23 protein-coding genes, 1 tRNA gene and 1 riboswitch are annotated in these 24605 nt (G+C 61.7%); of the genes, 11 read left to right on the forward strand and 13 right to left on the reverse strand.

The features are described from left to right. Positions 1–20: 20 nt before the first annotated feature. From AC1RTB_RS04660 to AC1RTB_RS04670, 3 genes are all read left to right on the forward strand, one after another. Positions 21–94 (forward strand) — tRNA-Gly (locus AC1RTB_RS04660). Between the two features lie 551 nt (positions 95–645). Continuing rightward, positions 646–1380: a GntR family transcriptional regulator gene (locus AC1RTB_RS04665; protein WP_492875181.1), complete on the forward strand. Its 735-nt coding sequence runs from the start codon at positions 646–648 to the stop codon at positions 1378–1380. A gap of 766 nt (positions 1381–2146) precedes the next feature. Then, positions 2147–3244 (forward strand): porin, encoded by a 1098-nt coding sequence (locus tag AC1RTB_RS04670; protein WP_492875183.1) that lies wholly within the window; start codon positions 2147–2149, stop codon positions 3242–3244. A gap of 317 nt (positions 3245–3561) precedes the next feature. Here the strand turns inward: AC1RTB_RS04670 and AC1RTB_RS04675 are convergent, their stop codons facing one another. The 3 genes from AC1RTB_RS04675 to AC1RTB_RS04685 all read right to left on the reverse strand — a co-directional run bounded on the left by AC1RTB_RS04675 (position 3562) and on the right by AC1RTB_RS04685 (position 5921). Further along, complete coding sequence (locus tag AC1RTB_RS04675; RefSeq protein ID WP_492875185.1) at positions 3562–3759, reverse strand: hypothetical protein; 198 nt, start codon at positions 3757–3759, stop codon at positions 3562–3564. A 193-nt stretch (positions 3760–3952) separates the two neighbouring features. Beyond that, a complete protein-coding gene (locus AC1RTB_RS04680; RefSeq protein WP_492875187.1) occupies positions 3953–4729 on the reverse strand; it encodes an ABC transporter substrate-binding protein in 777 nt (258 codons plus the stop codon). A gap of 103 nt (positions 4730–4832) precedes the next feature. Beyond that, positions 4833–5921, reverse strand: coding sequence for a 2'-deoxycytidine 5'-triphosphate deaminase (locus tag AC1RTB_RS04685; protein WP_492875189.1), 1089 nt, complete (start codon positions 5919–5921; stop codon positions 4833–4835). 72 nt (positions 5922–5993) lie between these two features. After that, a riboswitch (SAM riboswitch) is annotated at positions 5994–6072 on the forward strand. A gap of 41 nt (positions 6073–6113) precedes the next feature. On the opposite strand from AC1RTB_RS04685, the gene AC1RTB_RS04690 reads away from it, so the two are divergent. Beyond that, entirely contained in the window at positions 6114–7307 is a 1194-nt protein-coding gene (locus AC1RTB_RS04690) for an O-succinylhomoserine sulfhydrylase (protein WP_492875191.1), read from the forward strand. 78 nt (positions 7308–7385) lie between these two features. Here AC1RTB_RS04690 and AC1RTB_RS04695 read toward each other — a convergent pair whose 3' ends face one another. After that, complete coding sequence (locus tag AC1RTB_RS04695; protein WP_492875193.1) at positions 7386–8138, reverse strand: CPBP family intramembrane glutamic endopeptidase; 753 nt, start codon at positions 8136–8138, stop codon at positions 7386–7388. Between the two features lie 98 nt (positions 8139–8236). On the opposite strand from AC1RTB_RS04695, the gene AC1RTB_RS04700 reads away from it, so the two are divergent. After that, complete coding sequence (locus tag AC1RTB_RS04700) at positions 8237–8830, forward strand: TetR/AcrR family transcriptional regulator (protein WP_492875195.1); 594 nt, start codon at positions 8237–8239, stop codon at positions 8828–8830. Positions 8831–9005: 175 nt separating this feature from the next. Further along, a complete protein-coding gene (gene apaG / locus AC1RTB_RS04705; protein WP_492875197.1) occupies positions 9006–9398 on the forward strand; it encodes a Co2+/Mg2+ efflux protein ApaG in 393 nt (130 codons plus the stop codon). 6 nt (positions 9399–9404) lie between these two features. Here apaG and AC1RTB_RS04710 read toward each other — a convergent pair whose 3' ends face one another. From AC1RTB_RS04710 to AC1RTB_RS04720, 3 genes are all read right to left on the reverse strand, one after another. After that, entirely contained in the window at positions 9405–10397 is a 993-nt protein-coding gene (locus AC1RTB_RS04710) for an Hsp33 family molecular chaperone (protein ID WP_492875199.1), read from the reverse strand. A gap of 121 nt (positions 10398–10518) precedes the next feature. Beyond that, complete coding sequence (argF, locus tag AC1RTB_RS04715) at positions 10519–11436, reverse strand: ornithine carbamoyltransferase (RefSeq protein ID WP_492875201.1); 918 nt, start codon at positions 11434–11436, stop codon at positions 10519–10521. A gap of 15 nt (positions 11437–11451) precedes the next feature. After that, entirely contained in the window at positions 11452–12645 is a 1194-nt protein-coding gene (locus tag AC1RTB_RS04720; RefSeq protein WP_492875203.1) for an aspartate aminotransferase family protein, read from the reverse strand. A gap of 352 nt (positions 12646–12997) precedes the next feature. On the opposite strand from AC1RTB_RS04720, the gene AC1RTB_RS04725 reads away from it, so the two are divergent. Then, on the forward strand, positions 12998–13516 hold the full coding sequence (locus AC1RTB_RS04725) for a GcrA family cell cycle regulator (protein WP_492875205.1): 519 nt from the start codon (positions 12998–13000) through the stop codon (positions 13514–13516). Positions 13517–13615: 99 nt separating this feature from the next. On the opposite strand, the gene AC1RTB_RS04730 is transcribed toward AC1RTB_RS04725, so the two are convergent. The 3 genes from AC1RTB_RS04730 to AC1RTB_RS04740 all read right to left on the reverse strand — a co-directional run bounded on the left by AC1RTB_RS04730 (position 13616) and on the right by AC1RTB_RS04740 (position 16867). Further along, on the reverse strand, positions 13616–14629 hold the full coding sequence (locus AC1RTB_RS04730; protein WP_492875207.1) for a magnesium and cobalt transport protein CorA: 1014 nt from the start codon (positions 14627–14629) through the stop codon (positions 13616–13618). Between the two features lie 89 nt (positions 14630–14718). Next, a complete protein-coding gene (gene phoU, locus AC1RTB_RS04735) occupies positions 14719–15444 on the reverse strand; it encodes a phosphate signaling complex protein PhoU (RefSeq protein ID WP_476783001.1) in 726 nt (241 codons plus the stop codon). Between the two features lie 145 nt (positions 15445–15589). Then, positions 15590–16867 carry an ATP-binding protein gene (locus tag AC1RTB_RS04740; protein ID WP_492875209.1) on the reverse strand — a complete coding sequence of 426 codons (1278 nt, stop codon included), beginning with the start codon at positions 16865–16867 and terminating at the stop codon, positions 15590–15592. A 97-nt stretch (positions 16868–16964) separates the two neighbouring features. On the opposite strand from AC1RTB_RS04740, the gene ppk2 reads away from it, so the two are divergent. Next, positions 16965–17903, forward strand: coding sequence for a polyphosphate kinase 2 (gene ppk2 / locus AC1RTB_RS04745; protein WP_492875211.1), 939 nt, complete (start codon positions 16965–16967; stop codon positions 17901–17903). Positions 17904–17957: 54 nt separating this feature from the next. Here the strand turns inward: ppk2 and AC1RTB_RS04750 are convergent, their stop codons facing one another. Beyond that, on the reverse strand, positions 17958–19913 hold the full coding sequence (locus AC1RTB_RS04750) for a glycosyltransferase (RefSeq protein WP_492875213.1): 1956 nt from the start codon (positions 19911–19913) through the stop codon (positions 17958–17960). 385 nt (positions 19914–20298) lie between these two features. Between AC1RTB_RS04750 and AC1RTB_RS04755 the strand changes: the two genes are divergently transcribed. After that, a complete protein-coding gene (locus AC1RTB_RS04755) occupies positions 20299–21141 on the forward strand; it encodes an ABC transporter substrate-binding protein (RefSeq protein ID WP_492875215.1) in 843 nt (280 codons plus the stop codon). On the opposite strand, the gene AC1RTB_RS04760 is transcribed toward AC1RTB_RS04755, so the two are convergent. Continuing rightward, complete coding sequence (locus AC1RTB_RS04760) at positions 21138–21551, reverse strand: tellurite resistance TerB family protein (protein ID WP_492875217.1); 414 nt, start codon at positions 21549–21551, stop codon at positions 21138–21140. The genes AC1RTB_RS04755 and AC1RTB_RS04760 overlap by 4 nt on opposite strands. Before the next feature lie 154 nt (positions 21552–21705). Between AC1RTB_RS04760 and AC1RTB_RS04765 the strand changes: the two genes are divergently transcribed. Both AC1RTB_RS04765 and AC1RTB_RS04770 read left to right on the forward strand, forming a co-directional pair. Then, positions 21706–23355 (forward strand): lysine--tRNA ligase, encoded by a 1650-nt coding sequence (locus tag AC1RTB_RS04765; protein WP_492875219.1) that lies wholly within the window; start codon positions 21706–21708, stop codon positions 23353–23355. A 3-nt stretch (positions 23356–23358) separates the two neighbouring features. After that, positions 23359–23823, forward strand: a complete 465-nt coding sequence (locus AC1RTB_RS04770; RefSeq protein WP_492875221.1) for a GNAT family N-acetyltransferase — start codon at positions 23359–23361, stop codon at positions 23821–23823. Between the two features lie 4 nt (positions 23824–23827). Here the strand turns inward: AC1RTB_RS04770 and AC1RTB_RS04775 are convergent, their stop codons facing one another. Continuing rightward, a complete protein-coding gene (locus tag AC1RTB_RS04775) occupies positions 23828–24604 on the reverse strand; it encodes a thermonuclease family protein (RefSeq protein ID WP_492875223.1) in 777 nt (258 codons plus the stop codon). Position 24605 lies beyond the last annotated feature (1 nt).

Here is a 24605-nt window from a genome sequence, read left to right on the forward strand (position 1 = left end):
AATGCTAACCAAGTGCCCGCGCGGGTATGATGTAATGGTAGCCTGTCAGCTTCCCAAGCTGAACGCGCGGGTTCGATTCCCGCTACCCGCTCCAGCTTGTGCCACAAGGCCTTGCGGCTGATTTTCTTCTCCCGAGATTGTCGCAGTTTTACAGGTAGTTTTACACTGCCTGTTCCTCATGGGTTCGATCCAACTCCGCCCGCCTTGGGCCAATTCATTGTCGAAGCCGTTGACGATTCCACGCCATACATGATTGATTTTCTTGCACTAAGTAAGAAGAGCGTTCTAATTTAGGCGACATGCCTTGTGGTGCAAGGTTGCCGCAAGTTCCGCGCTTTACCACGTGGCAATGAGTTATGGAGCGAAACTCTAGACGGCGCGGGAGCAGAGCATCAAGGGCGGGAGGGGATTCCCTATGATGCGGAGGAGGCAGGTCCACAAGGACAGATAGAAAGGCCGCAGCGCTTGACAGCGTGCTAGGCAAACATTCCAACAGGCTCCAGGAGACGTATTCAGATAGGGATCACTGATGCCTACGAATACAATCCAATTGACGAGCAGCGCTTCAAAGCTCCTCACGACGTATAGAAAGGCGTGATCCTCGCACGCAGCTGGTCCATTCGTAGTTGTTTCAAAGGAGCGTCCATGCCTGCACACTATCTGTCCCCGGCCATGAGCGATCAGGATGCGTTGTCGCTGATCGTCGCGCCGTTGGTTGGCGTGGAAGCTAACATTTACAATGACATATGGAATGCGGTGATTTGCCAATCGCTGCACCCCGGCGTCAAGCTTGAAGAAATAGCCTTGAGCGAGATCTACGGCGTCAGCCGCACCGTCATCCGCAAGGTGCTGGTGATCATGGAGCAGGAAGGTGTCGTTTCGCTGCCGCTGAACCGCGGCGCCTATATTGCCCTGCCATCCCCGCGCGACGCACTCGAGCTCTGCGAAGCGGTATCGGCGATGTGCGCCTATATTGTCGGCAAACTCGCCGACCAGCCACACAATATCACCGCGGAGCAACGCGCGAAGTTGGCGCTGCATGCGCAGGCAGAAAAAGAGGCTGGCGAACTGCACACGATCCGGCGCTTGCATATGGAGCATGCCACGCTTTTGGCCCTGATCTACGGCAACCTCGTTCTGGCGTCGCAACTCGAGCGCACAACCTCACGGCTCGCGCTCGCCTTGTCGGCCTATCAAGGCGTGACGGGCAACATCTCCGCCGTGGAATACACCACGGCGCTCAATCAGATGATCTTCGAGGGCAAAAAGGATGAAGCCCTCCAGACGGTGACCGCCGCGATCGACAGGGCGCGCAGGTCAATGCGCTTTGGCGCCAGCGACGGCAGCATCAATCTCAAGGCTATCCTCGGCAGGGGCTGACCATCTTGGACCGCTCCAGCTTTGGCGAGCGGATGGGCAAGCCAATACGCTGTTAGCCACATAACTCATACGGCGCGCTTCCAAGCGCAGGGCCGCTGCAACGGCTGGGACGGCCTATCCCAAGACGCCGAACGGCTCGGGGCGGTGCCACTGCATTCAAAATCTTGAATCGGGCTTTGCCATACGGCCTGGCGAAAGCGCAGCCGCAACGAGCTTGCGCGCGGCGCGATGACATCCATGGCACCGCTCGTCCCGAAGCCCGCCCCTGCCCCCCATGGATCACGATAACGCCCCTGTCCGGACCGAGAGTTGCTGCGACCGCCTTTGCTTGAAAAACACCGACGACTCGATGTGCGTCTAATTTCATGCAACTCTCAACGCATATTATCGTATAAAAGAATACACGCTGAGAGCAACATGACTGGAGGTCAGACCGAAGAACGGTCGAGACGACCAAACCATCTTTGGCTCGCCGTGTCTTCTCACAAAAAAGTTATTCGTAAACAGCCGTTTAGCGCGCATTTTTTTAGCTTCCGCTTAATCAGGCCGGGCGAACTGCCAATTTGTGACATTTATACCACGCAGCTCGGACAACAGGTGCCCTGCGCCCATTCCATATGCCATTGGCGGTTGATCGCCTGCCTGCCATACGCCAAAGACGACGCAGAAAGAGATTCATCTAGATGTATTTTTTTCTGACATCAGATTTCTGGTGGTGAAAATCTGCACAGTTTCCAATGACTGCGCATCAAATGAGGAATTGAAAATGAACATTAAGAGCCTACTTCTCGGCTCCGCTGCGGCTCTGCTCGCAGTCTCCAGCGCTCGTGCGGCCGACGCTGTCGTCGTTGCTGAGCCGGAACCCATGGAATACGTCCGCATCTGCGACGTTTACGGCGCGGGCTTCTATTACATCCCCGGCACCGAGACCTGCCTCAAGATCGGCGGCCTCGTTCGTTACCAGATGAACTTCACCGATCTTGACGACGGCTTCCGCAAGAATGCCAAGGCACGCCTGAAGTTCGACGCGCGTTCGGAAACCGAATACGGCACGTTCCGCCGTTACATCGAGTTCGAGGCAAGCATCCGCAATGATGGCGGCTGGTCCGAGACTGCCAGCGGTGACAAGTGGAACGGCCTCAACAGCGAGGGCGGCACGGCTCTTCGTCACGCCTACTTCGAGCTCGGCGGCCTGCTCGTCGGTCACACCGATACCCTGTTCGACGGCGAACTCGACGGCGAGTTCGATTCGGGCGGCGGTGAGCGCATCAACCAGATCCGCTACACCTTCGACGCCGGCAACGGCATCGCAGTGTCGCTCGGCCTGGAAGAAGAGTCGGACAACTTCGACTACGTCCCGCTGGTCGTCGGCAAGGTTGCCATCACGCAGGGCTGGGGTTCGCTCGACCTGTTCGCCGGTTATGACAACGCCTACGAAGAGTTCGCTCTCAAGGCGGTCGCCAACATCAAGGCAACCGACGCCCTCACCCTGCAGCTGCTCGCAGCTTACGAGTCGGGCCCGACCTACTTCAGCATCAATCCGGGCGATGCGATCGAAGGTATCAACGGCGTCTACAACGGCTATGCATGGTCGGTCGCTGGCTACCTGAAGTACCAGGTCAACCAGAAGCTGGCAGTCGGCTTCGGCGGTCAGTACTTCGGTGATGCGCACGACAACAACCTCAGCAGGCTCTCGGTCGGCGGTGCCAACGACTGGGCCATCGGCGCGGTTGTCGACTACAGCATCGTCGAGAATCTCGATGCCAAGCTCGCCCTCAACTACAACGACGGCGACACCTTCAAGAACTTCAACAACGGCGACGGCGTAGTCAGCGGCTTCCTCCGTCTCGACGCTTCGTTCTAACCAAATCTCGGTTGGATGAAGAGGCCCGCAGTCGCCAGACTGCGGGCCTCTTTGCGTTTTGCGCGCCGATACGGATGCTGGCGTCCAGTATTCTCTAGGGCTTGATGCAGAACCGAAGGTCCGCGTAGCGAAAAGTGGGAACCGCTTTTCCGAAAAGATCATGCTCCATCAAGAAGATGGAGCGCCATTCCGGTTCAATCGGAATGGAACAGGCTCACATCGACCTGCGACAGCTATGCGGGGTTTCCGCAGTTGGAGCGGTTGCTGCCGAGTCGGCTGCGGGATCGCTCACCACCCGCTCCAGCCTTGCGCGCCTGCTACCTCCGCAGTTCCCGATTGTGGGGACCGCTGAAATCGCGAAGGTGCCTCTGCCCGGTGGTGTAGCCGAACCTCAGGCCGCCCGTGTCATTGTAGTAATTGGGCTGAAAGGCGCTGACGTAGTCGTAGTTGTCCGACATGCAGCCGGACAAAGGCATCATCAGGCCGATCGCCAGCGGGATGAAAACATAACGCATGGCCGTTACCTCCGATCAGGCAAATGATGCACCCGATCGGTCCAGTCAGCCAGCGGGTTCCAGTAACATTTTCAGTATTGGCCGGCCAAACAAGTATCTGATGCCAGCCGATCCCTTGCCGGCCCCAAGCGCATCAGGATTTCAAGCCCGCAGGCCGGACATCATCGACGCCCGGCCTGTCGCATTCAACCAATCAGTCCTTGGCGCCATAGATGTCGAAGTCGAAGTACTTCGCGTTGATCTTGGCGTAGGTACCGTCCTTGACGATGGCGTCGATCGCAGCGTTCAGCTTCTCGCGCAGCGGATCACCCTGGCGCACGGCGATGCCGGTCAGTGACTCGGTGCCCTTGAGGTCGCCGATCAGCTTGCAGCAATCCTGTCCGGTGGTCTTCATCCAGTCGACAAGCACAAACTTGTCCGACACCACCGCGTCGAGGCGGCCATTGGTCAGGTCGGACATAGCCTCATCCTGGGTCGGGTAGAGCTTCACGTCGGCGCCGGCCTTGGCGTAATGGTCCTCGGCATAGATGCTCTGGGTGGTCGACGCCTGTGCGCCGACTGCCTTGCCCTTGAGCGCGTCGGGCTCAGGCGAGGTCAGCGTGGAATCCTTCAGCGCCACCAGCGCCAGCGGCGTGGTGTAGTATCTGTTGGTGAAATCGACCTGCTTCTTGCGCTCGTCGGTGATGGTCATCGAAGCAACGATGGCGTCGAACTTGCCGCCCTTAAGTGCTGGAATGATGCCGTCCCAATCCTGCGTGACGAACTCGCATTCGACCTTCATCTGTGCGCAAAGCGCAGTGGCGATATCGACGTCGAAGCCGACCAGCTTGCCGTCCGCTGTCAGGCTGTTGAAGGGCGGATAAGCGCCTTCGGTACCGATCTTGAGCTTCTCCTGGGCCGATGCGGCGCCAAGGGTCAACAAGAGCGCTGCGAGCGAAGCTGCGCAAGCGAACTTCCGTGAAATCTGCATGATCCTCTCCATTAACCGGGCACTCTTTCCGAGCGTCCCTGCCTCCAGCCAATCACAGCGGCCAGCAATGGACAAGCAGACTAAGGGATAGGCCCAGCTGACCTTAGGTCATACGGAAATGCTTGGAGAGCTTCAGGCCCTGGGCCTGATAATTGGAGCCGAGATCGGTGCCATAGAGCGCGCGCGGGCGCGCCAGCATGTGCTCATAGACCAGGCGGCCAACCACCTGGCCGTGCTCCAGGATGAACGGCACTTCGTGGCTGCGCACTTCGAGTACCGCCCGGCTGCCGGTGCCACCAGCACTGGAATGGCCAAAGCCGGGATCGAAGAAACCGGCATAATGGACGCGGAATTCGCCGACGAGCGGGTCGAACGGCGTCATCTCGGCGGCGTAGAGCGGGGGCACATGCACCGCCTCGCGCGAGACGAGAATGTAGAATTCGTCGGGGTCGAGCACCAGTTCCTCGGCGCCGTGATTGTAGATCGGCTCCCAGAAATCGACGACGTCCTGGGCGGCGCGCTTGTCGACGTCGACAAGCCCGGTGTGATGCTTGCCGCGATAGCCGACGATGCTGCCCACCGTGCCGGCCAGATCGATGGACAGCGCAATGCCACCGCCCGAAATGTTGGGCGGATCCATCGCGACCAGCCGGTCGGACAAATGCAGTGCGTGAAGTTCGGCCTCCGACAGCAGCGCATTGCCCTTGCGAAAGCGGATCTGCGACAAGCGCGAGCCCTTGCGCGCGACGATCGGGAAGGTGCGCGGACTGACTTCGAGATAGAGCGGCCCGGTATAGCCGGCGGGGATCTTGTCGAACTCCTGGCCGCGGTCGGTCATCACGCGGGTGAAGATGTCGAGGCGGCCGGTCGAGCTCTTGGGATTGGCGGAGGCCGAAATGTCGGCCGGCAGAGCGAGGCTTTCGAGCAGCGGCACGATGTAGACGCAGCCTGTCTCCAGCACCGCGCCATTGGTCAGGTCGATCTCGTGCAGCTTGAGCCGGTCGAGCTTTTCCGACACCAAAGAATTGGGGCCCGGCAGGAAGCTGGCGCGGGTGCGGAACGCGGTTGCGCCCAGCCTGAGATCGAGGCTCGCCGGCTGGATCTGGTCGGCATCGAGCGGCGGCGCCAGAAGCGCGCCCGAGGCGAACAATGCCGCGATATCCTGATCCGGAAGAATGCCCGATTGCCGCAATTGCTCGCTCCTTTGGTATGAATGGTTTAGTCGACCCCACAATTGACGCAAGCAGGCTACGGGTCTAAAGGACTTTTATCCCGTGGTGATTTGGCCGGTCGGCTTGCAGCCACGTTAAACAAGTCGCTAAAAGGGCCGTCGATGGACCGGTTGCGACTTTCGCGACCGGTTTTTTTGTATTTGGATTTGGCTATGACCTCCGAAAAGCAGCGCAACTGGAAACCCCAGACCACACTCGTCCATGGCGGAACCCTCAGGTCCGGCTTCGGCGAAACCTCGGAATCGATCTTCCTGACCCAGGGCTATGTCTATGACAGCGCCGAAAGCGCGGAAGCCCGCTTCAAGGGCGAAAGCCCCGGTTTCATCTATTCGCGCTATGCCAATCCCACCGTCGACATGTTCGAAAAGCGCATGTGCGCGCTCGAAGGGGCTGAAGACGCCCGTGCCACCGCCTCAGGCATGGCGGCGGTCACGGCCGCGATCCTGTGCAGCCTCAAGGCCGGCGACCATATCGTTGCCGCGCGCGCGCTGTTCGGGTCGTGCCGCTGGGTTGTCGAGACGCTGGCGCCGAAATACGGCATCGAGGCAACGCTGGTCGACGGCACATCGATCGAGAATTGGGAAAAGGCGGTCCAGCCCAACACCAAGCTGTTTTTCCTGGAAAGCCCGACCAACCCGACGCTCGAAGTGGTCGACATCGCCGCTGTCGCCGCCCTTGCCAATTCGATCGGCGCGCGCCTGGTCGTCGACAACGTATTTGCCACGCCGATGCAGCAGAAGCCGCTCGAACTCGGCGCCCACATCGTCGTCTATTCGGCCACCAAGCACATTGACGGCCAGGGCCGCTGCCTCGGCGGCGTGATCTTGTCCGACAAGAAGTGGATCGACGAGAACCTGCACGACTACTTCCGCCACACCGGCCCAAGCCTGTCGCCGTTCAACGCCTGGACGCTGCTCAAGGGCCTGGAGACGTTGCCGGTGCGCGTGCGCCAGCAGACAGAGACCGCCGGCAAGATCGCCGACTTCCTGGCAAGCCGTCCGGAAGTGTCGCGGCTGATCTATCCGGGCCGGGCAGACCATCCGCAGGCCGACATTGTCAAGAAGCAGATGTCTGGTGGCTCGACGCTGATCTGCTTCGACCTCAAGGGCGGCAAGAAATCGGCCTTCGCCTTCGAAAACGCGCTCGACGTCATCCTGATCTCGAACAATCTCGGCGACTCCAAGAGCCTGATCACCCATCCGGCAACGACGACGCACAAGAGCCTTACCGACGAGGCCCGCGCCGAACTCGGCATCGACGACGGTACGTTGCGCCTGTCGGTCGGTCTCGAGGATGCCGACGACCTGCTCAACGACATCGAAGATGCGCTGAAGGCAACTCGCTGAAAGAATGGCGCTCCGGCCAGCCGGAGCGCCATTCCAGTCTGGACCGGCATGGGCGGTATCAACCGCCCATGCCGTGTTTCACATCCCCAGAACCGCGATCGCGGTCATCACAAGCGCCATACTGTTCAGTATTCCGTGGCCGATGATGCCGCACCAGGTGTTCCGCCGCCTGCTGACAAGCCAGGACAAGGCGAGCGCACAAATGGTCACCATGGGCAGCAAGGTGAACCAGAACCAGTGAAACGCGCCCCACTGAAGTCCGTGCACCAGCCATGCCTTGCGACCGAGCGACACTTCCTGGCGCGGCAGCAGATAGCCACGGAAAAGCAGTTCTTCTCCTGAAATATTCAGGACGAAGATTGCGATATGGACAAGCAGGAAATCCCACCTTCCTGCTGCTGGCTCGCCGAACACCGATCCAGAGACAGTCAGCGCGTCGACGAACCATTGCGGCATCCTGAATGGTACGCTCGATGCGATCATGGCTTGCAGCGGTTCCGTCGCCAGAACCAGCGAAAGCATGAACACCCCAAGGCCCGTGCCCAATGCGCAATCCTGCCAGCTCGGGCAGGTCAGCCTGAGCCGATCTTTCAACGGCACGTTCCCTCCCTCGCGCGCCAGCATCCCGAAGCAAAGCATCAGCATGACAAGAAACGAGCCGCCCAGGCAAAACAGGGCGGCATATGGCGCCTCCCAACCCCAGGCAATCAGCAACGGCATGCCTAAATAGACGGCGGCACCCGACATGATTGATGTCGCGGCAAATACAAGCGAGGACGTGGCGATGCCCGCGGGCGGCACGGATCGGGAATGGATGGCAAGTGCGGTCACAGATTAAGCTCTCCAAAGCGAGTGATCGCTCGCTTTAGTTTTCCTTGACCCCGACGTCAAGATAAGAGAGCGATTGCTCGCGTAATCGAGGGAAATTCGTGCCGCGCATATCGAAGGAAAAAGTCGCCGAACGGCGACGCCAGATTCTGGAAGCGGCGGAGCGATGCTTCGTCCGGCTGGGTTTTTCCCAAACGGCGATGAAGGACATCTGCGCGGAAGCCGGCCTCAGCATGGGAGGCGTTTATCGCCACTTCGAAAGCAAGGAGGCGATTGTCGAGGGCATGGTCGAAACGCTGCTGCCCAACGACTGGTTCTCTCGCTCGGCGACCAAGCCCGATGGCGATTTTCAGGAGGCCCTCATTGCGGACTTCATCGCCGGGATCGAAGTGCGATCACCGGGCCGCGATGCGGCCTGGCTCGAGGTCGTCAGCAGCGCCAGCCGCAACCGGCGCCTTCAGGCAATCCTGACAGCCCGGGCCAAGCGATTGGTGCAAGCTTTGTGCGAAGTGTTGGCGGGCGCCCGCGACTCCGGAGCAGTCGATGTCAACATAGATATCCCCGCAACCGCGCAGCATTTGCTTGTAGCGGTGGACGGGATCGCACTCATGCGGCTCGCCGACCCCGATCTGTCCGCCGAACAATGCAGGCAGTTGGTGCGCGACATGGTCAGTAAGCTCTTGAAGGCGGCCTAGACGCATACCACCAGATCATGGCAATGACCTGGTCAAGAGCTGCGGCGTAGCAATGCGTCGGTGCAGTGAAATACACTGCACATTCATCACAATCGGCGTGAATTCGCCAAACGACAGTTGACCCGCCGCCTCGCGCGGCGGACTCTGTCATCGTGCAGGCCAAGGAGCGCAGCATATGTATCGCGCCGTCACCCGCAACATCGCGGTCGAGGTCGAGCCCTTCTACCTGGAGGATCGGTCCGAGCCTTCGGAAAACCGCTACGTCTGGGGCTATCGCGTGACGATCGCGAACAACTCGGATGAGTTCGTTCAGCTCTTGTGGCGCTACTGGCACATCACCGATGCCGCAGGCCGGGTCGAGGAGATTCGTGGCCCGGGCGTGGTCGGCGACCAGCCCGAGCTCAATCCCGGCGACAGCTACCAATATGCGTCGGGCTGCCCGCTTTCGACACCGTCAGGCATCATGGTCGGGCGCTACACCATGCGCAACGAGGCGGGCGAGATGTTCGACATCGCCATTCCCGCCTTCTCGCTCGACCTGCCCAACGCGCGCCACAGGCTGAATTAGACCGGATTACTGGACCGGCGCGAACTCGGCCGGGTCGAATTCGTAGGACTTCGAACAGAACTCGCAAGCGACCCGAATGACGCCGTCTTCGACGCTCTCGATGATCTCCTCGGCCGTGAAGCCCTGCAGGATGCCCTTGATCCTCTCGCCTGAGCAGGAGCATTCGTCGGCGACGCGCACGCCTTCGTAGACGCGCACCCCATGTTCGTGGAACAGCCGGTAGAGCAACTTTTCGGCGCCAACGGTCGGGTCGATCAATTCGGTCGGCTCGATGGTCGCGACCAGCGCCAGGAGTTCCTGCCACGAATTGTCATCGGGATGCCCAGTGACATCGCGTTCGTCGCCATCGCCGCCATGAATGTCGGGCACGCGCCGGCGCTCGGGTGAGTCCGGCAGGAACTGCGCCAGAAGGCCACCGGCGCGCCAATGCTCGCGCGGGCCGCCTTCGGCCGGCAGGACGAGCTTTGCCACAGACAGGCGCACATCGGTCGGGATCTGCTCCGACTGACGGAAATAGGCGCGCGCCGCCTCTTCGAGCGTGATGCCATCCAGTTCGACAATGCCCTGATAGCGCGTTGTGTGCTCGCCCTGGTCGACGGTCAGCGCCAAAACGCCGGTGCCAAGCAGGTCCTCGGGCGCGGTCATGCCGGCACCGATCGCTGCCTCGACGCGGTCGGCGTCGAAACGTGCATAAGCGCGCAGCGAATGCGGCGTGGTGAAGTCGGCGACCAGCATGTCCACCGGACCGTCGGTGCGGGTCTGCAGGATGAACTTGCCGTCGAACTTCAGCGAGGTGCCGAGCAGGACGGTGACCACACAGGCCTCGGCCAAAAGCCTGGCCACAGGTTCCGGATAATCGTGCCGTTCAAGAATCTGGTCGAGCAGCGGGCCGAGCTGGACTGTGCGGCCGCGCACGTCGAGCGGCTCCACCGCGAATGGAACAACATGGTCGTCGCCGGCGAACCCAAATTCGCCGAGCTTGCGTTCGGTCTCAGCCACTGGAACTTATCCCGTATGATTGGCTCTGCGACCCTCGGGCCAGCCGATGGTCGCAGAACAAGGCGTTAACGCCAATAGGTTGATTTGATCCCGCACCAGATAGGGGCGGCGCATCAAGCATTCAAGCGCCCAGGCACCAGGCAAGCACGGCCTTTTGGGCGTGGAGCCGGTTTTCCGCCTCGTCGAAGACCACCGAATTCGGACCGTCGATGACCTCGTCGGTGACTTCCTCGCCGCGATGGGCCGGCAGGCAGTGCATGAACAAGGCGTCGGGCTTGGCGAGCTTCATCAGATCGGCATTGACCTGGTAGGGCAAAAAGACGTTGTGGCCACGAGCACGGTGCTCCTGCCCCATCGACACCCAGCAATCGGTGACGATGGCATCGACGCCGCGCACCGCATCCTCGGCCGAACGGGTCATCATCACCTTGCCGCCATTGGCGCGGGCCCAGTCGATGTATTTCTGCTCCGGCTCGCTGCCTTCGGGCACTGCGATGTTGACGTTGAAGCTGAACCGGGCGGAAGCCTCGAGCAGCGAATGCAACACGTTGTTGCCGTCGCCGGTCCAGGCAATGGTCTTGCCGCGCACCGGTCCGCGATGTTCCTCGAAGGTCAGGATATCGGCCATCAGCTGGCACGGATGGGTGTCGTCGGTCAGGCCGTTGATGACAGGAATGGTGGCGCTTTCGGTCAGCTCGATCAACCGGTCATGGGCCGTGGTGCGGATCATGATCGCGTCGACATAACGCGACAGCACCTTGGCGGTGTCGGCGATCGACTCCGAGCGGCCGAGCTGCATCTCGGTGCCGGTCAGCATGATGGTCTCGCCGCCGAGCTGGCGCATGCCAACGTCAAACGAGATGCGCGTGCGGGTCGACGGCTTGTCGAAGATCATCGCCAGCACCTTGCCTTCGAGCGGCTTGGATCGTTCGCCGGCTTTCAGGCGCGCCTTGCGCACCGCCGCATCGTCCAGAATCCCGCGAAGGTCGCTCCCGGAAAGTGCCGAGAGGTCGGTGAAATGGCGAATCCCGCTGGTCATGTAACTTCCTTGGGTTCAGCCGCCGTTGGCGGCGGCCTTGGAGAGGCTGGCAGCTCCGGCGCGAATGCGCGCCAGCGCCTCTTGGATGTCGGCGTCGGTCGTCGTCAGCGGCGGCAACAGGCGCAGCACATTTTCGCCCGCAGGCACAGCAAGCAGCTTCTGGTCGCGCAGCGCCATGTTCACCTTGGTGTTGGGCATGGCGCATTTGATGCCGAGCAGCAGGCCGGTGCCGCGGATCTCCTCGATGACATCGGGGAACTCGTCGGCGATGGCGGCCAGGCCCTGCTTCATCAGCAGCGCCTTGCGGCTGACCTCTTCGAGGAAGCCGTCTTCGAGCACGACGTCGAGAACTGCATTGCCGACGGCCATGGCAAGCGGATTGCCGCCAAAGGTGGTGCCGTGGACGCCCGCCGTCATCGCCTTCGCTGCCTCTTCGGTGGCGAGGCAGGCACCGACCGGGAAGCCGCCGCCGATGCCCTTGGCGATTGCCATCAGGTCGGGCGCAACGCCCGCCCATTCATAAGCATACAGCCTGCCGGTCCGGCCGATGCCGCACTGGACTTCGTCGAAAATGAGCAGCAGGCCGTGCTTGTCGCATAGCTGGCGCAGGCGCTTCAGCGACTGCGTCGGGAACGGGCGGATGCCGCCCTCGCCCTGCACGGGTTCGAGCATGATCGCCGCCGTCTCGGGGCCGATAAGCTTTTCGGCAGCATCGATGTCGTCGAAGGCAACCTGGTCGAAACCATCGACCTTGGGGCCAAAACCTTCGAGATATTTCGCCTGGCCGCCGGCGGCGATGGTCGCCAGCGTGCGGCCGTGGAAGGCGCCTTCAAAGGTGATGACGCGGTAGCGCTCGGGATGGCCGTTGACATACTGGTAGCGGCGCGCGGTCTTGATCGCGCACTCGATCGCTTCCGCGCCCGAATTGGTGAAGAAGACGCGGTCGGCGAAGGAGTTTTCCGCCAGGCGTTCGCCCAGCCGGCTCTGGCCGGGGATCTGATAGAGGTTGGAGACGTGCCAGAGCTTGGCGGCCTGCTCGGTCAGCGCTTCGACGAGATGCGGATGGCTGTGGCCCAACGAATTGACGGCGATGCCACCAGCAAAATCGAGATATCGCTCGCCGTTCTCGGTGATCAGCCAAGAGCCCTCACCTCGCTCGAAAGCCAGGGGTGCACGAGCAAAGGTCTCGTAAAGCGCCGATCCGCTCATTATATGTCGCTCCGAACCCGGAAAATCAAAAAGCCGCCTCAAAGCGGCGGCCTGCGGCTATATCAGGTTTTTCTGCCATGAAGTCAACGAAAACGTCACATAGGCTGACGTGATCCACCCCACCCGTTGCCATGTGGCCACGCTACATCGGCAAGTTGGGGAAAACCGTAAAAACCGAATCGCAAAGACCCCCGCGACTCTTGTCACGGACTCCGCGCATCGATAATTGTAATTGAGAAATAACTAGATTTCGTGCGGCGGACATATTCACCTAATAGATGTGGTGTCCACCCGGCTTGCCGGGCCGGAAATGGATTCCGCTTTCCGCACGTTAAATCAGGAGCACGGTCTCATGAACTGGACTGACGAGCGGGTCGAACTTCTCAAGAAACTATGGTCGGAGGGTCTGAGCGCGAGCCAGATCGCAGCCCAACTGGGTGGCGTGAGCCGCAATGCCGTCATTGGCAAGGTTCACCGCCTGAAGCTGTCGAGCCGCGGGCGCGCCACGGCGGCACCGGCACGCCAGAAAAAGACGACGCAAGCTACCACCGTAACCAAGTCGGTGCAGCGCACGATGGCGACGACGCGCACTGTGACCGCAAGCATCGGCGCCACGGCATTGCAGGCGCAGTTCGACGTCGAGCCGGTTGCCCGCCACTACATCCGCCCGGTCGAGAATGTCGTCGTGCCGATCTCGCGCCGCCTGCAGCTGGTCCAGCTCAGCGAGCGCACCTGCAAGTGGCCGAACGGCGATCCGCTGAGCGAAGACTTCAACTTCTGCGGCAACGACGCCGCCGAGAGCGGGCCTTATTGCGGCTATCATTCGAAACTGGCTTTCCAGCCGGCCTCCGAGCGTCGCCGGTCGCGCTGAGCGAATAGCGAATAGCGAATAGCGGAGATTTTTAGGGTTTCGGATCGTCAAGGCGATCCGAAGCCTTTTTTCTATTCGCTACTCCCTACTCGCTTCCCTTCACAGCCAGCCGTTCTTCTTGAAGCGCCAGTAGAGCACCGAGCAGATGGTCACGATGGCCAAAAGCACGGTCGGGTAGCCGTAGGCGAAATGCAGCTCCGGCATGTCGGCGAAGTTCATGCCGTAGATGCCGGCAAGTGCCGTCGGCACCGCCAGTATCGCGGCCCACGAGGCGAGCTTCTTGGCGATAGCGGTCTCCTGGCTCTGGCCGACCAGCAGGCTCGCCTCAAAGGCGAAGGCCAGCACCTCGCGCAGATTGTCGACCTTTTCCAGCACGGTGCGGATGTGGTCGGTGACGTCGCGAAACAGCGGGTGCATGGCCGGGCGCAACTGCGGCAGGTCGGCACTCGTCAGGCGCCGACAGACCTCGACCAGTGGGCCAGCGGCATTGCGCAGCCGCAACAGATCGCGGCGCAGCATGTAAAGCCTCTCGATGTCTCTTGAGGTCATCGGTCGCGCCAGAACGCCATCTTCGATGACGTCGACCTCGTCTTCAATCTGCTCGAGCACCGGCATGTAGTTGTCGACGATGAAGTCGAGGATGGCATAGAGGATGAAGTCCTCGCCCTTGGCGAGCGCGGCGGGACAGGATTCCCAGTGCTGGCGCACGGCGGCATAGGACGTCGAAACGCCGTGACGAACGCTGACGATGTAGCCCTTGCCGACGAAGATATGGGTTTCGCCGAAATCCACCCTGCCCTGCACGAGCTGGGCCGTGCGCGCGACGATGAACAGCGCGTCGCCATATTGCTCGATCTTCGGCCGCTGGTGGGGATGCTCGGCATCCTCGATGGCGAGGTCGTGGAGGTGGAACTGCTGCTGGACCCGCAAGAGCAGTTCGCGGCTGGGTTCAAGCAGGCCGATCCAGACGACGTGGCCGTCCCTGGCCGCCCAATCGCCGGCCTCTTCGATGGCGATATCGGCGATGCGACGCCCGCCAAGATAGACGCTGGAAGCGACGACGCCGCTTTCCAGTTTGGGGTCCTTGTCGAACTTCCTGGCAAGTTCGGTCATGCTGCACCCCTGCGGAGCATGAGCCCCGCCGATCGAGCATCAGTCTAAACCTTTGCTACCCCGCACAGAAGAGCCTGTTTGCTCCGGGCTCAGCCCGGCTTGCCTTCGCCAGACAGGGTCACGCGATGGCTCTTGTCTTCCTTGGGGCGTTCGGGCGGCATCTGCTCGCCGGTGACGATGTAGTAGATCGTCTCGGCAATGTTGGTGGCGTGGTCGCCGATACGCTCGATGTTCTTGGCCACAAACAGCAGATGCGTGCAGGGCGTGATGTTGCGCGGATCTTCCATCATGTAGGTCAGAAGCTCGCGGAACAGCGAGGTGTACATGGCGTCGATCTGTTCGTCGCGGTCGCGCACGAAGCCGATGCGCTCGACCGAACGCGAGGCATAGACGTCGAGCACTTCCTTGAGCTGGGTCAGCGCCAGTTCGGCCAGCGCCTCCAGGCCGCGGAACAGGCTGTTGGGCTGGCGCCCCTCGGCCACCGCCGACACGCGCTTGGCGATGTTCTTGCCGAGGTCGCCGACCCGCTCGAGGTCGGCCGAAATGCGGATCGCACCGATGATTTCGCGCAGGTCGGTCGCCATCGGCTGGCGCCTGGCGATGATCAGGATCGCCTTGTCGTCGATCTCGCGCTGGGCCTCGTCGAGCAGAACGTCGTCCTGGATCACGCGTTGGCCAAGCGCCGGGTCGGCATTGACGAGTGCGGCGATCGCCTGGTCGACCATGCGCTCGGCCTGGCCGCCCATGGCCGCGATCTTGCGGGCGAGATATTTCAACTCTTCGTCATAGGCGCTGACGATATGAACGGACTGCATTTCTGCTCGGGCCTTCCTGCAAAGCGGATGAATCATGCCTTTGAATCCGCAACCCTAAGCTAGCTGCGTGACGGAATAAAGAAACCGCTGAAACAACCGGTTTTTGCGATAGCCGGCTGGTCAAGCCAAGACGGCAAATCGCCGTTCAGACCAAGGGGAAATGCACAGTGAAGGCAGCGCCCTCGCCCAGCTTCGAGCGGATCGACAGCCGCGCGCCGTGCCGCGTCAGGATATGCTTGACGATGGACAGGCCCAGCCCCGTGCCTTTCTGGGCGCGGCTGGTTTCGACATCGGCGCGATAAAAACGCTCGGTGATGCGCGGAATGTGCTCGGCGGGAATACCAGGGCCGAAGTCGCGGACGGTGACCTCGAACTCCGGCTCGCCGCCTTCGCTGGCGCGCTGCATCGTAACAAGCACACGCCCACCCGACTGGCCGTATTTGCAGGCGTTTTCGAGCAGGTTCTGAAACACCTGAAACAGCTCGTCGCGGTCGCCGTGGACCTCGAATGGCCCGTCGGCGAAATCGCGTTCGATGACCACGCCGGTCTCGCCGGCGAGTGGGGCGAGCGACGCAATGACAGCCTCGACGGTCTGGCGCAGATCGACGCGCACGCCGGGCTTGAGATAAGGCTTCATCTCCAGCCGCGACAGCGACAACAGATCGTCGATCAGCCTGGCCATGCGGCCGGTCTGGTTCTGCATGATCTGCAGGAACTGGTCGCGCGCATTGGGATCGTTGCGGGCAGGCCCACGCAGCGTCTCGACAAAACCGGCGATCGAGGCAAGCGGCGTGCGCAGTTCATGGCTGGCGTTGGCGATGAAGTCGGCGCGCATGCGGTCGATGCGGCGCGCCTCGCTCTGGTCCTTGAAGGCAAGCACAAACAGCCCGGTGCCGCGCCCCACCGCGGAGGCAGTAACGCGATAGACCCGTTCGAAGGGCACGCGCTCGACATAGTCCGTCGCCTGCCCATTACCTTCGCCGCGCAATACCGCTTCGATCAGTGCCTGCATTTCCGGCGCACGGAACTTCAGCAACAATGGCAGCTCGGGCCTGATCGCGCCGAAGGCGGTTTCGGCGGCAGCATTGGCGTGTACGACCGTGCCGTCGCGGTCGAAGATGATGAGCGGATCGGCAACCGCCGCCGCCAGCTTTTCGCCCGATAGCCTGTCGAGCGGCGAGCGTTCGACCCGCGCGCTTGCTTCGGCAAGCCGGCGTGCCGCCGGCGTGCGCGGCGCAGCGAGCGCGAACAAGACAAGGGCCGCGATGGTCAGCGCCGTGAAGGTCACTGAGGCCGCACCGAAGAAATGCACAGCAAGAACCGCGATGATCGCTGCCACGAGCATCCAGCGGTTCTGGTAGAGCCGGCCGGCCGTCAGCCTCGCCGTCCGCCTTGCCCTCGTCTGCGTGCTGGTCTCAGCCATACGAACTTTCCGCCGCGACAGCGCCTTCAAGAAGCCTCTGGACCGCTCCCAAGCCACCCAATAGCATGACTTGCCGAGCTGGAAAGGTGCCGAGGTCATGAAAAAAGACAAGGAAAGCAAGAAGGACAATGCCGCCGAAGCGGTGCTGAAGGTCGATGCCGTGCCAAAGGCCGGGCCGATCGAGGTCAAGATCGGCAAGGACGTCAGGTCCTTCGACGTTGACGACCCCATCTTGCCGGACTGGATCGACAAGAGGGCGCTGAAGTCGGGCAACTATCCCTATGACGACAAGCTGCCGCAGAAAGAATACGATCAGACCATCGAGCAGCTGCAGGTCGAACTGGTCAAACTGCAGGCCTGGCTGCAAGCCACCGGCAAGCGTGTTCTATCGGTGTTCGAAGGCCGCGACGCCGCCGGCAAGGGCGGCACGATCTTCGTATTGCGCCAATACATGAACCCTCGCACGGCGCGCAACGTGGCGCTGACCAAGCCGACCGAGACCGAACGCGGCCAATGGTACTTCCAGCGCTATGTCGCCGAATTCCCGACATCAGGCGAATTCGTCACCTTCGACCGCTCCTGGTACAACCGCGCCGGCGTCGAGCCCGTGATGGGCTTTTGCACGCCCGAGCAGCAGCGGCAATTCCTCGACGAGACGCCGCATTTCGAAAAGATGATCGTCAATGAGAACGTCCACTTCTTCAAGTTCTGGCTCGACATCAGCCAGGAGATGCAGCTCAAGCGCTTCCACGACCGGCGTCACAGCCCGCTGAAAAGCTGGAAGTTCTCGCCGATGGACATAGCCGGCATCAGCAAGTGGGACGACTACACCAAGGCGATCGAGCTGATGGTTGAAAAGACCCACACCCAGCACGCACCGTGGATCGTGGTCCAGGCCAACGACAAGCGCCGCAGCCGCGTCGCGGTGATCAGGCACATCCTGCGGGCGCTGCCTTATGAGGGGCGCGACCTCGACAAGGTCGGCCGACCCGACGGCAAGATCATCGCCGAGGGCATGAAGTTCCTGAAGGATTGACTCCAGCGCCGCGCGCCCAATTGGACGTGCAAAGGACGCTGCAGCACTTCCTTGCTAGGCAGTTGACCTTGCCGCGCGCCTGCGATGCGGTGTCTTCGCCCAATGGTGCGGACGCCGCCATAGCTCGTACACGGCGCACCATGCCGCAACCGACAACATCGTCCAGTAGACCGGCGTGAACAGGCAGATCTTCCAGAAACCGCGCTGTTCCCTGGGCTTGAGCGTGAGCCGGCCGAGCATCAGGAACGCGCTGTAGCCAAGCAGGATGGCGATCACATCCAGGGCGACAAGCGACGACTGCCACAGCCCCATCGGCACATCGAACACGATCTGCACCGCAAGTCCGACAAGCAGCGCTACCAGCACCAGATGCAGCAGCGACGACAGCACCATGCCGGCGAACAGGATCTGCGTGACGACGAAGGAGATCGCAGGCAATTCGGTGGCCAGCGCGCGCGGCTCGCGCATATGCACAAGCCATGTCTGCATCCAGCCCTTGAACCAGCGCACACGCTGGCGATGCCATGAGGCAAGATCTTCCGGCCCCTCCTCGCGGGTCGGACAGGTCAGCGTCTCGCAGCGATAGCCATGGCGGGCGAGACGCAAGCCCAGGTCGGCATCCTCGGTAACGTTGTAAGGATCCCAGCCACCGATCTCTTCCAGCACCTCGCGGCGGAAATGGTTGGAGGTGCCGCCAAGCGGAAGCGTGATCTGGTTGTGAGCTAGCCAAGGCAGCAGGCCACGGAAAAGTGCGGCGTATTCGAAGCCGAACATGTTGGCGATCATGTTCGAACCTCGGTTGGAAATCTCAAGCGGCGCCTGCAGGCAGACAAGATCGGGCGTCGAGCTTTGAAAGCGCTGCCATGCCTCGGCGAGTTGCATCGGGTGCGGGCGGTCCTCGGCATCGTAAAGCACGATCACATCGCCACGTGTCAGCGGCAAGGCATAGGCCAGAGCCTTGGGCTTGGTGCGCGGCAGCGACGGCGGCACCAGAACGACCTCGACATAAGAGCGCAGCGGATGGGCGGTAATCGCCGCGATCGTCTCGGTGTCGTCGGCCTCGCAGATCAGCTTGATCTCGAGCTTGCTGCGCGGCCACAGCAGCTTGCTGAGCCCGACCAGCAAGTCGGGCACCACCTCGGCCTCCTTATAGAGCGCCACCAGCACCGAATAGACCGGCAAGTGCGGTGAAAGCGGCAGCGAAACCTGCGGCGGCTTCATAGGCAGCAGCGAAACCGCCGCAACTGCGCGCAAAGCCGCGCATGCGATGAAGAAGGTCACCATGATCAGGTGGGCAACAAACAACGCCAGCATGGGCACCGTAGCGAAGGCTGCCGGCAGCAACACCGTCAGCATGCCGAGGCTGTAGCTCTGCCAGGGCCACAACACGTCGCGCGCCGAAAGCTCCGGCTGCTTGTCATGCAGATTGGTCACGGCATATCGCGTCAACATCGAACGCGCGTGCACCAGCAATGCCGCGCGAAGCACCGATGGGGCGACAACCTTGATGCGGCCCCTCAAATCGGGGCTGGCTTGGCAATGCCGCTTAAGCAGGCTCCAGCCTGCCTGGTCCGGCACCACGACCCAGGTGTAGCGCCCAGGCGCCTCACATAGCCTGGCGCACATCACACGGCTGTTGCGGTCGAACTGCGCCCAGCAGGTCTTGTCGTCCATCATCAGCCGGTGCGGATCAATCGATTTCAGGCACTCGACGCCTATCTCCCGAGCCATCGCCGAAAAGTAGGCGCGCTCGGACACTAGGTCCGAGACCAGCAGCTCGGCCTGGAACGTCGTGCCATGGAACGTTGCGCGCGCAGCCAAGCTGTGCCGGCTAGCCTCGGCAAGGCCGAGCCGGTCGAGTGCCGACCGCAATTCCGGCACGGAAACCAGCGCCAGGTCATAGGCACTGAGGCTGTTGTCGTTCGCTTCTTCGATTGAGCTTTGTTCTGGGGGCAGGCCTCCAGAAAAAGCGGCGCGGATGGTCACATGACTTGCGTCAAGCGCGACCATCACGCACCCACGGCCTGCGAGCCGTAAATTTGGATACTTCGACAGTGATCGAACCAAGCCACGCCAGCTGCATTAAACAGCTCGCACGCGTAGGTGCGTCCTCCCCAAGGCGACCGGTCCAGTTCCATTGCAACACCCCCATGCTGCAAATCCCCGCGACAATAATGCATGCCGGCCTCAGCGAGACCATGCCCCGAATGGGTGAGATATCGCGTATTTGATATAATTTGTTATATCTACCGGCGACTTGCGACGCCTTGTCGTGCACAGCCGCACAATCGCTTTGCCTGACAGCGATCGCGACGGTAAAGGTTTTGCAAGTTTGAACACGTGAATGCCCGTCGTCCCCGTTGGCGACGTGTTAGCCGAGGGCCGGAGCGCAGCCATGAACCCCGCACCGCTGATGCTTGCGATCGCAATGTCGCTTGCAGCACTGCTCGGCCCAGCCAAGGCTGCCGAACCGCAGGCGCCGGTGCTGTGGGACAGCAAGGAGCGCCTGCAGAAGCCCGATCTCTCGACACTGCCGCGCCTGCGTTTTTTGACGACGACCGATTTTCCGCCCTTCAACTTCATCGACAAAAGCGGCCGGCTGTCAGGTTTCCACATCGACCTCGCCCGCGCCATCTGCGCTGAACTGGGCATTGCCGAGAAATGCCAGATCCAGGCCCTGCCCTGGGCTGAGCTGGACAACGCGCTGAACTCGGGCGAAGGCGAAGCGCTGATCGCGGGAGTGCCGGCAACGGCGGATACGCGCGAAAAATACGCCTTCTCGCGGCCTTATCTACAATTCCCGGCACGCTTCATCATGAAAAAGGGGCAAGCCGTCACCGAGCCGCTTGTCGACAAGCTGATGGGCAAGCGTGTCGGCGTGCTGGCAGGCTCGGCGCATGAGCGCGTGCTCAGGGATTATTTCGGCAAAGTGAAGGTCGTCACTTATACCAAGCCGGATTGGCTCAACCTTGACCTCAAGGACGGCAAGCTCGACGCCGTCTTCGGCGACGGCATGCGCTTGTCCTTCTGGCTTGCCGGCACCGATGCCGCCGGGTGCTGCCGTTTTGCCGGCGGCCCTTATCTCGCGCCGGAATATCTCGGCACCGGACTTGCGATCGCCACCAAGCCGGACAATCCGGCTTTGGCCGCCGCCTTCGACTATGCGCTGCACGAGATCTCGGCCAAGGGCACCTTCGCCGAGCTTTATCTACGCTATTTCCCGGTCAGCTTTTTCTAGGTCAGCGTGCGGTGGCGCGCCTTGGTCGCACGTTCGATCGCGGCGACCGTCAGGGCGTCGACGCTCAGATTCTGCCGCAGGCGTTGCAGGATACGGACTTCCTCCATGCGCATTTCGAGATCGACCGACGCCACTTCGAAAGCCGCGGCATAGGCAGTTTCGTGCAGCCTCTCGGGGATCACCCTGCGGGCCGTGTCCAGAATATCGTCGAGGCCGTTTTCCGCATGCAGCAGTTCCTGGCAATCCTGGGCCACCGCAATCAGCCGCTTGGCATCGAAATCCATGAAGACCGGCCACGTCCTGACCACCTCGCCGATCCGCGCCAGCTCGACATCGGTCATGTCACGGTCGGAAGCAGACGTGACGACCATCAGATAGATCAGCGCCTCGTGGGCGGTCGGCAGGGGCATGGAGGTCTCCAGACAATTGATTTGCCGCCCGAACTTAAGAACGCGAGGGCACCGCTGCAATGAAAAATGGCCGGAATCGTTGACGCCCGCAGCATGCGCGCATAGAGCATGCCCTCTTTGGCGGACGTTCCGCCCAACGAAAAGGGCTCTCGACATGACGAGATCAAACATCATCGATCTCAACCCCGAAATCCTCACGGCAGCGGCTGAAAGCAAAGCCTGGCCGTTCGAGGAGGCCAAAAAGATTGTCGAGCGCTACAAAGGCAAGGATTTCCCCGAGACAGTGCTGTTTGAGACCGGCTACGGCCCCTCGGGCCTGCCGCATATCGGCACTTTCGGCGAAGTGGCGCGCACCACGATGGTACGCCACGCCTTCCGCGTACTGACCCAAGACAAGGTCAAGACCAAGCTTTTGTGCTTCTCCGACGACATGGACGGCATGCGCAAGATCCCCGACAATGTGCCGGACCGCGCCTTCCTCGAGCCGCACCTGCACAAGCCGCTGACCTCAGTGCCCAACCCGTTCGGCGGCGACTATTCGAGCTTCGGCGATCATAACAATGCGATGCTGCGCCGTTTCCTCGACACCTTCGGCTTCGACTACGAGTTCGCCAGCGCGACTGAATATTACAAGGCCGGCCGTTTCGACGCGATGTTGCTGCGTGCCGCCGAACGCTACGACAAGATCATGGCGGTGATGTTGCCGACGCTCGGCGAAGAGCGCCAGGCGACCTACAGCCCGTTCCTGCCGATTTCGCCGAAGAGCGGCCGCGTGCTCTACGTGCCGATGAAGCATGTCGATGCCAAGGCCGGCACCATCACCTTCGACGACGAGGGCACCGAGACCACGCTGTCCGTCACCGGCGGCAAGGTCAAGCTGCAGTGGAAGCCGGATTTCGGCATGCGCTGGGCTGCACTCGGCGTCGACTTCGAGATGTTCGGCAAGGACCACCAGACCAACGCGATCATCTACGACCGCATCTGCAATATCTTGGGCGGACGTGCCCCGGAGCATTTCGTCTACGAACTGTTCCTCGACGAGAACGGCCAGAAGATATCGAAGTCGAAGGGCAATGGTCTCACCATCGACGAGTGGCTGACCTACGCGCCGACCGAAAGCCTCGGCCTCTACATGTATCAGCGGCCGCGCCAGGCCAAGAAGCTCTATTTCGACGTTATCCCGCGGGCGGTGGACGAATATTATGCCTTCCTCGCCGCCTATCCCCGGCAGGAGTGGAAAGAGCGGCTCGGCAATCCCGTCTGGCACATGCATGATGGCAACCCACCTGTCGTCGACATGCCGGTGCCGTTCTCGATGCTGCTCAACCTGGTCAGCGCCTCCAACGCCCAGAACAAGGACGTCTTGTGGGGCTTCATCTCGCGCCATGCGCCTGGCATAACGCCCGCAACGCATCCTGAGCTCGACAGGCTGACGGGCTATGCGATCCGCTATTTCGACGATTTCGTGAAGCCGACGAAGACCTTCCGCGCGGCCGACGATGTCGAACGCCAGGCACTGGAAGCGCTCGAAAAGGCGCTCGGCGCCCTGCCTGCGGGCGCCGATGGCGAAGCGATCCAGAACGCCGTGCTCAACATCGCCCGCCAGATCGAGCGCTACCAGGATCATTCCAAGAAGAGCCCGGAAGGCGGCCCCGGCGTATCGGTCGCCTTCTTCCAGATGATCTACCAGATACTGATCGGCCAGGAACGCGGCCCGCGCTTCGGCTCGTTTGCAGCGCTCTACGGCATCGACGAAACGCGTGCGCTCATCCGCAACGCGCTTGAAGGCAAACTGGCGGCCTGACACATGGACGCCGGCTCGAGCGCCAATTTCGGCTTCGAGCCGGCCGAAGCCTCTGATTTCGAGCGCCTGCTCGACATCAGGCTGCGTGCGATGCGCGAAAGCCTCGGGCGCATCGGCCGCTTCGATCCTGAACGGGCGCGGAAGCGTTTTCGCGACACGTTCCGGCCCGAACATACGCGGCTGATCCTGAGCAATTCCGCGCGCCTCGTCGGCTGCGTCGCCTTCGGACCGCATGACGGTGCGTTGCTGCTCGAACATTTTTATCTGGTGCCAGACGCCCAGGGCCAAGGCACAGGCGGTGCCGTGCTGCGGCAGTTGCTGGATGAAGCCGATGCCGCAGGTCGCGCAGTCCGCCTCGATGTGCTGCGCCAGAGCGATGCCAAACGTTTCTACGAGCGCCATGGCTTTGTCGAAACGCATCGCGACGAGCTCGACATCTACATGGAGCGCCAGCCCGCTTGCGCCTGAACGCCTACTGGATCGGAGCCTCTGGCTCCGCGGGTGGTGCTTCGACCGCGGGCAGGTTCGTGCCGTCGGGCGACAGCGTCATTTCGATCCGCTCAGGCGGCGAACCGTAAATGCCCTTCTTCTCCGCCTCGGCCTTCTTGCCAATGTCGACATAGGGTCCGCCTGGATCGGCCTTCGCCCAGCCGTTTGCCACCAGCCATTCGCCGATATCCTGCTTGCCGATCCGGCATTTTGCGACGACCTCGCTTTGCGCAACATCGCCGGGCACGTCGCAGACGACCGCTCGGCTCCGCAAGAAGCTGCGAAATGCCGTCCGTGCGCGAGCACCGCAGTTCCAATCCTTGCCCTCGAAAGAGCAGCTTTCGTCGGCATCGACCTTCGCAACGCCTGATATCGTAACGCGCAGGCCCTTGGCTTCAATCAGCCCGGCAGCGGAAGCCACCGGCTGGAACAGCGTGGTGCCGTCCCATTCGTCGGTCATCTTCGGCTTCGGCGGCAGCGCCAGGCTGAGATCGCTCAGCGGCGCGCGCGGCGCCTCCCGCAACAAGCCGCCCTGCTCGGACGCGGGCGGTTCAGGAGCTGGCGTTGTGGTGTCAGGTGCCTGCGGCTCGGACGGCGATGGGTCCACCGCAGCGCTACCGTCCTCCGGAGGCAGGTCTTCCTCATCGATGACATCGACAGCCGGCGCTTCAATGGCCGCCAATCTGTGGCCGCCCAGAGTGACGAGCAAGGTCGCGATGCCGAAACCGGCGGCGGCGATGGCTATGGCTGCTGGACGCATC

Source organism: Aminobacter sp. GW821-FHT11F06 (assembly GCF_058808215.1).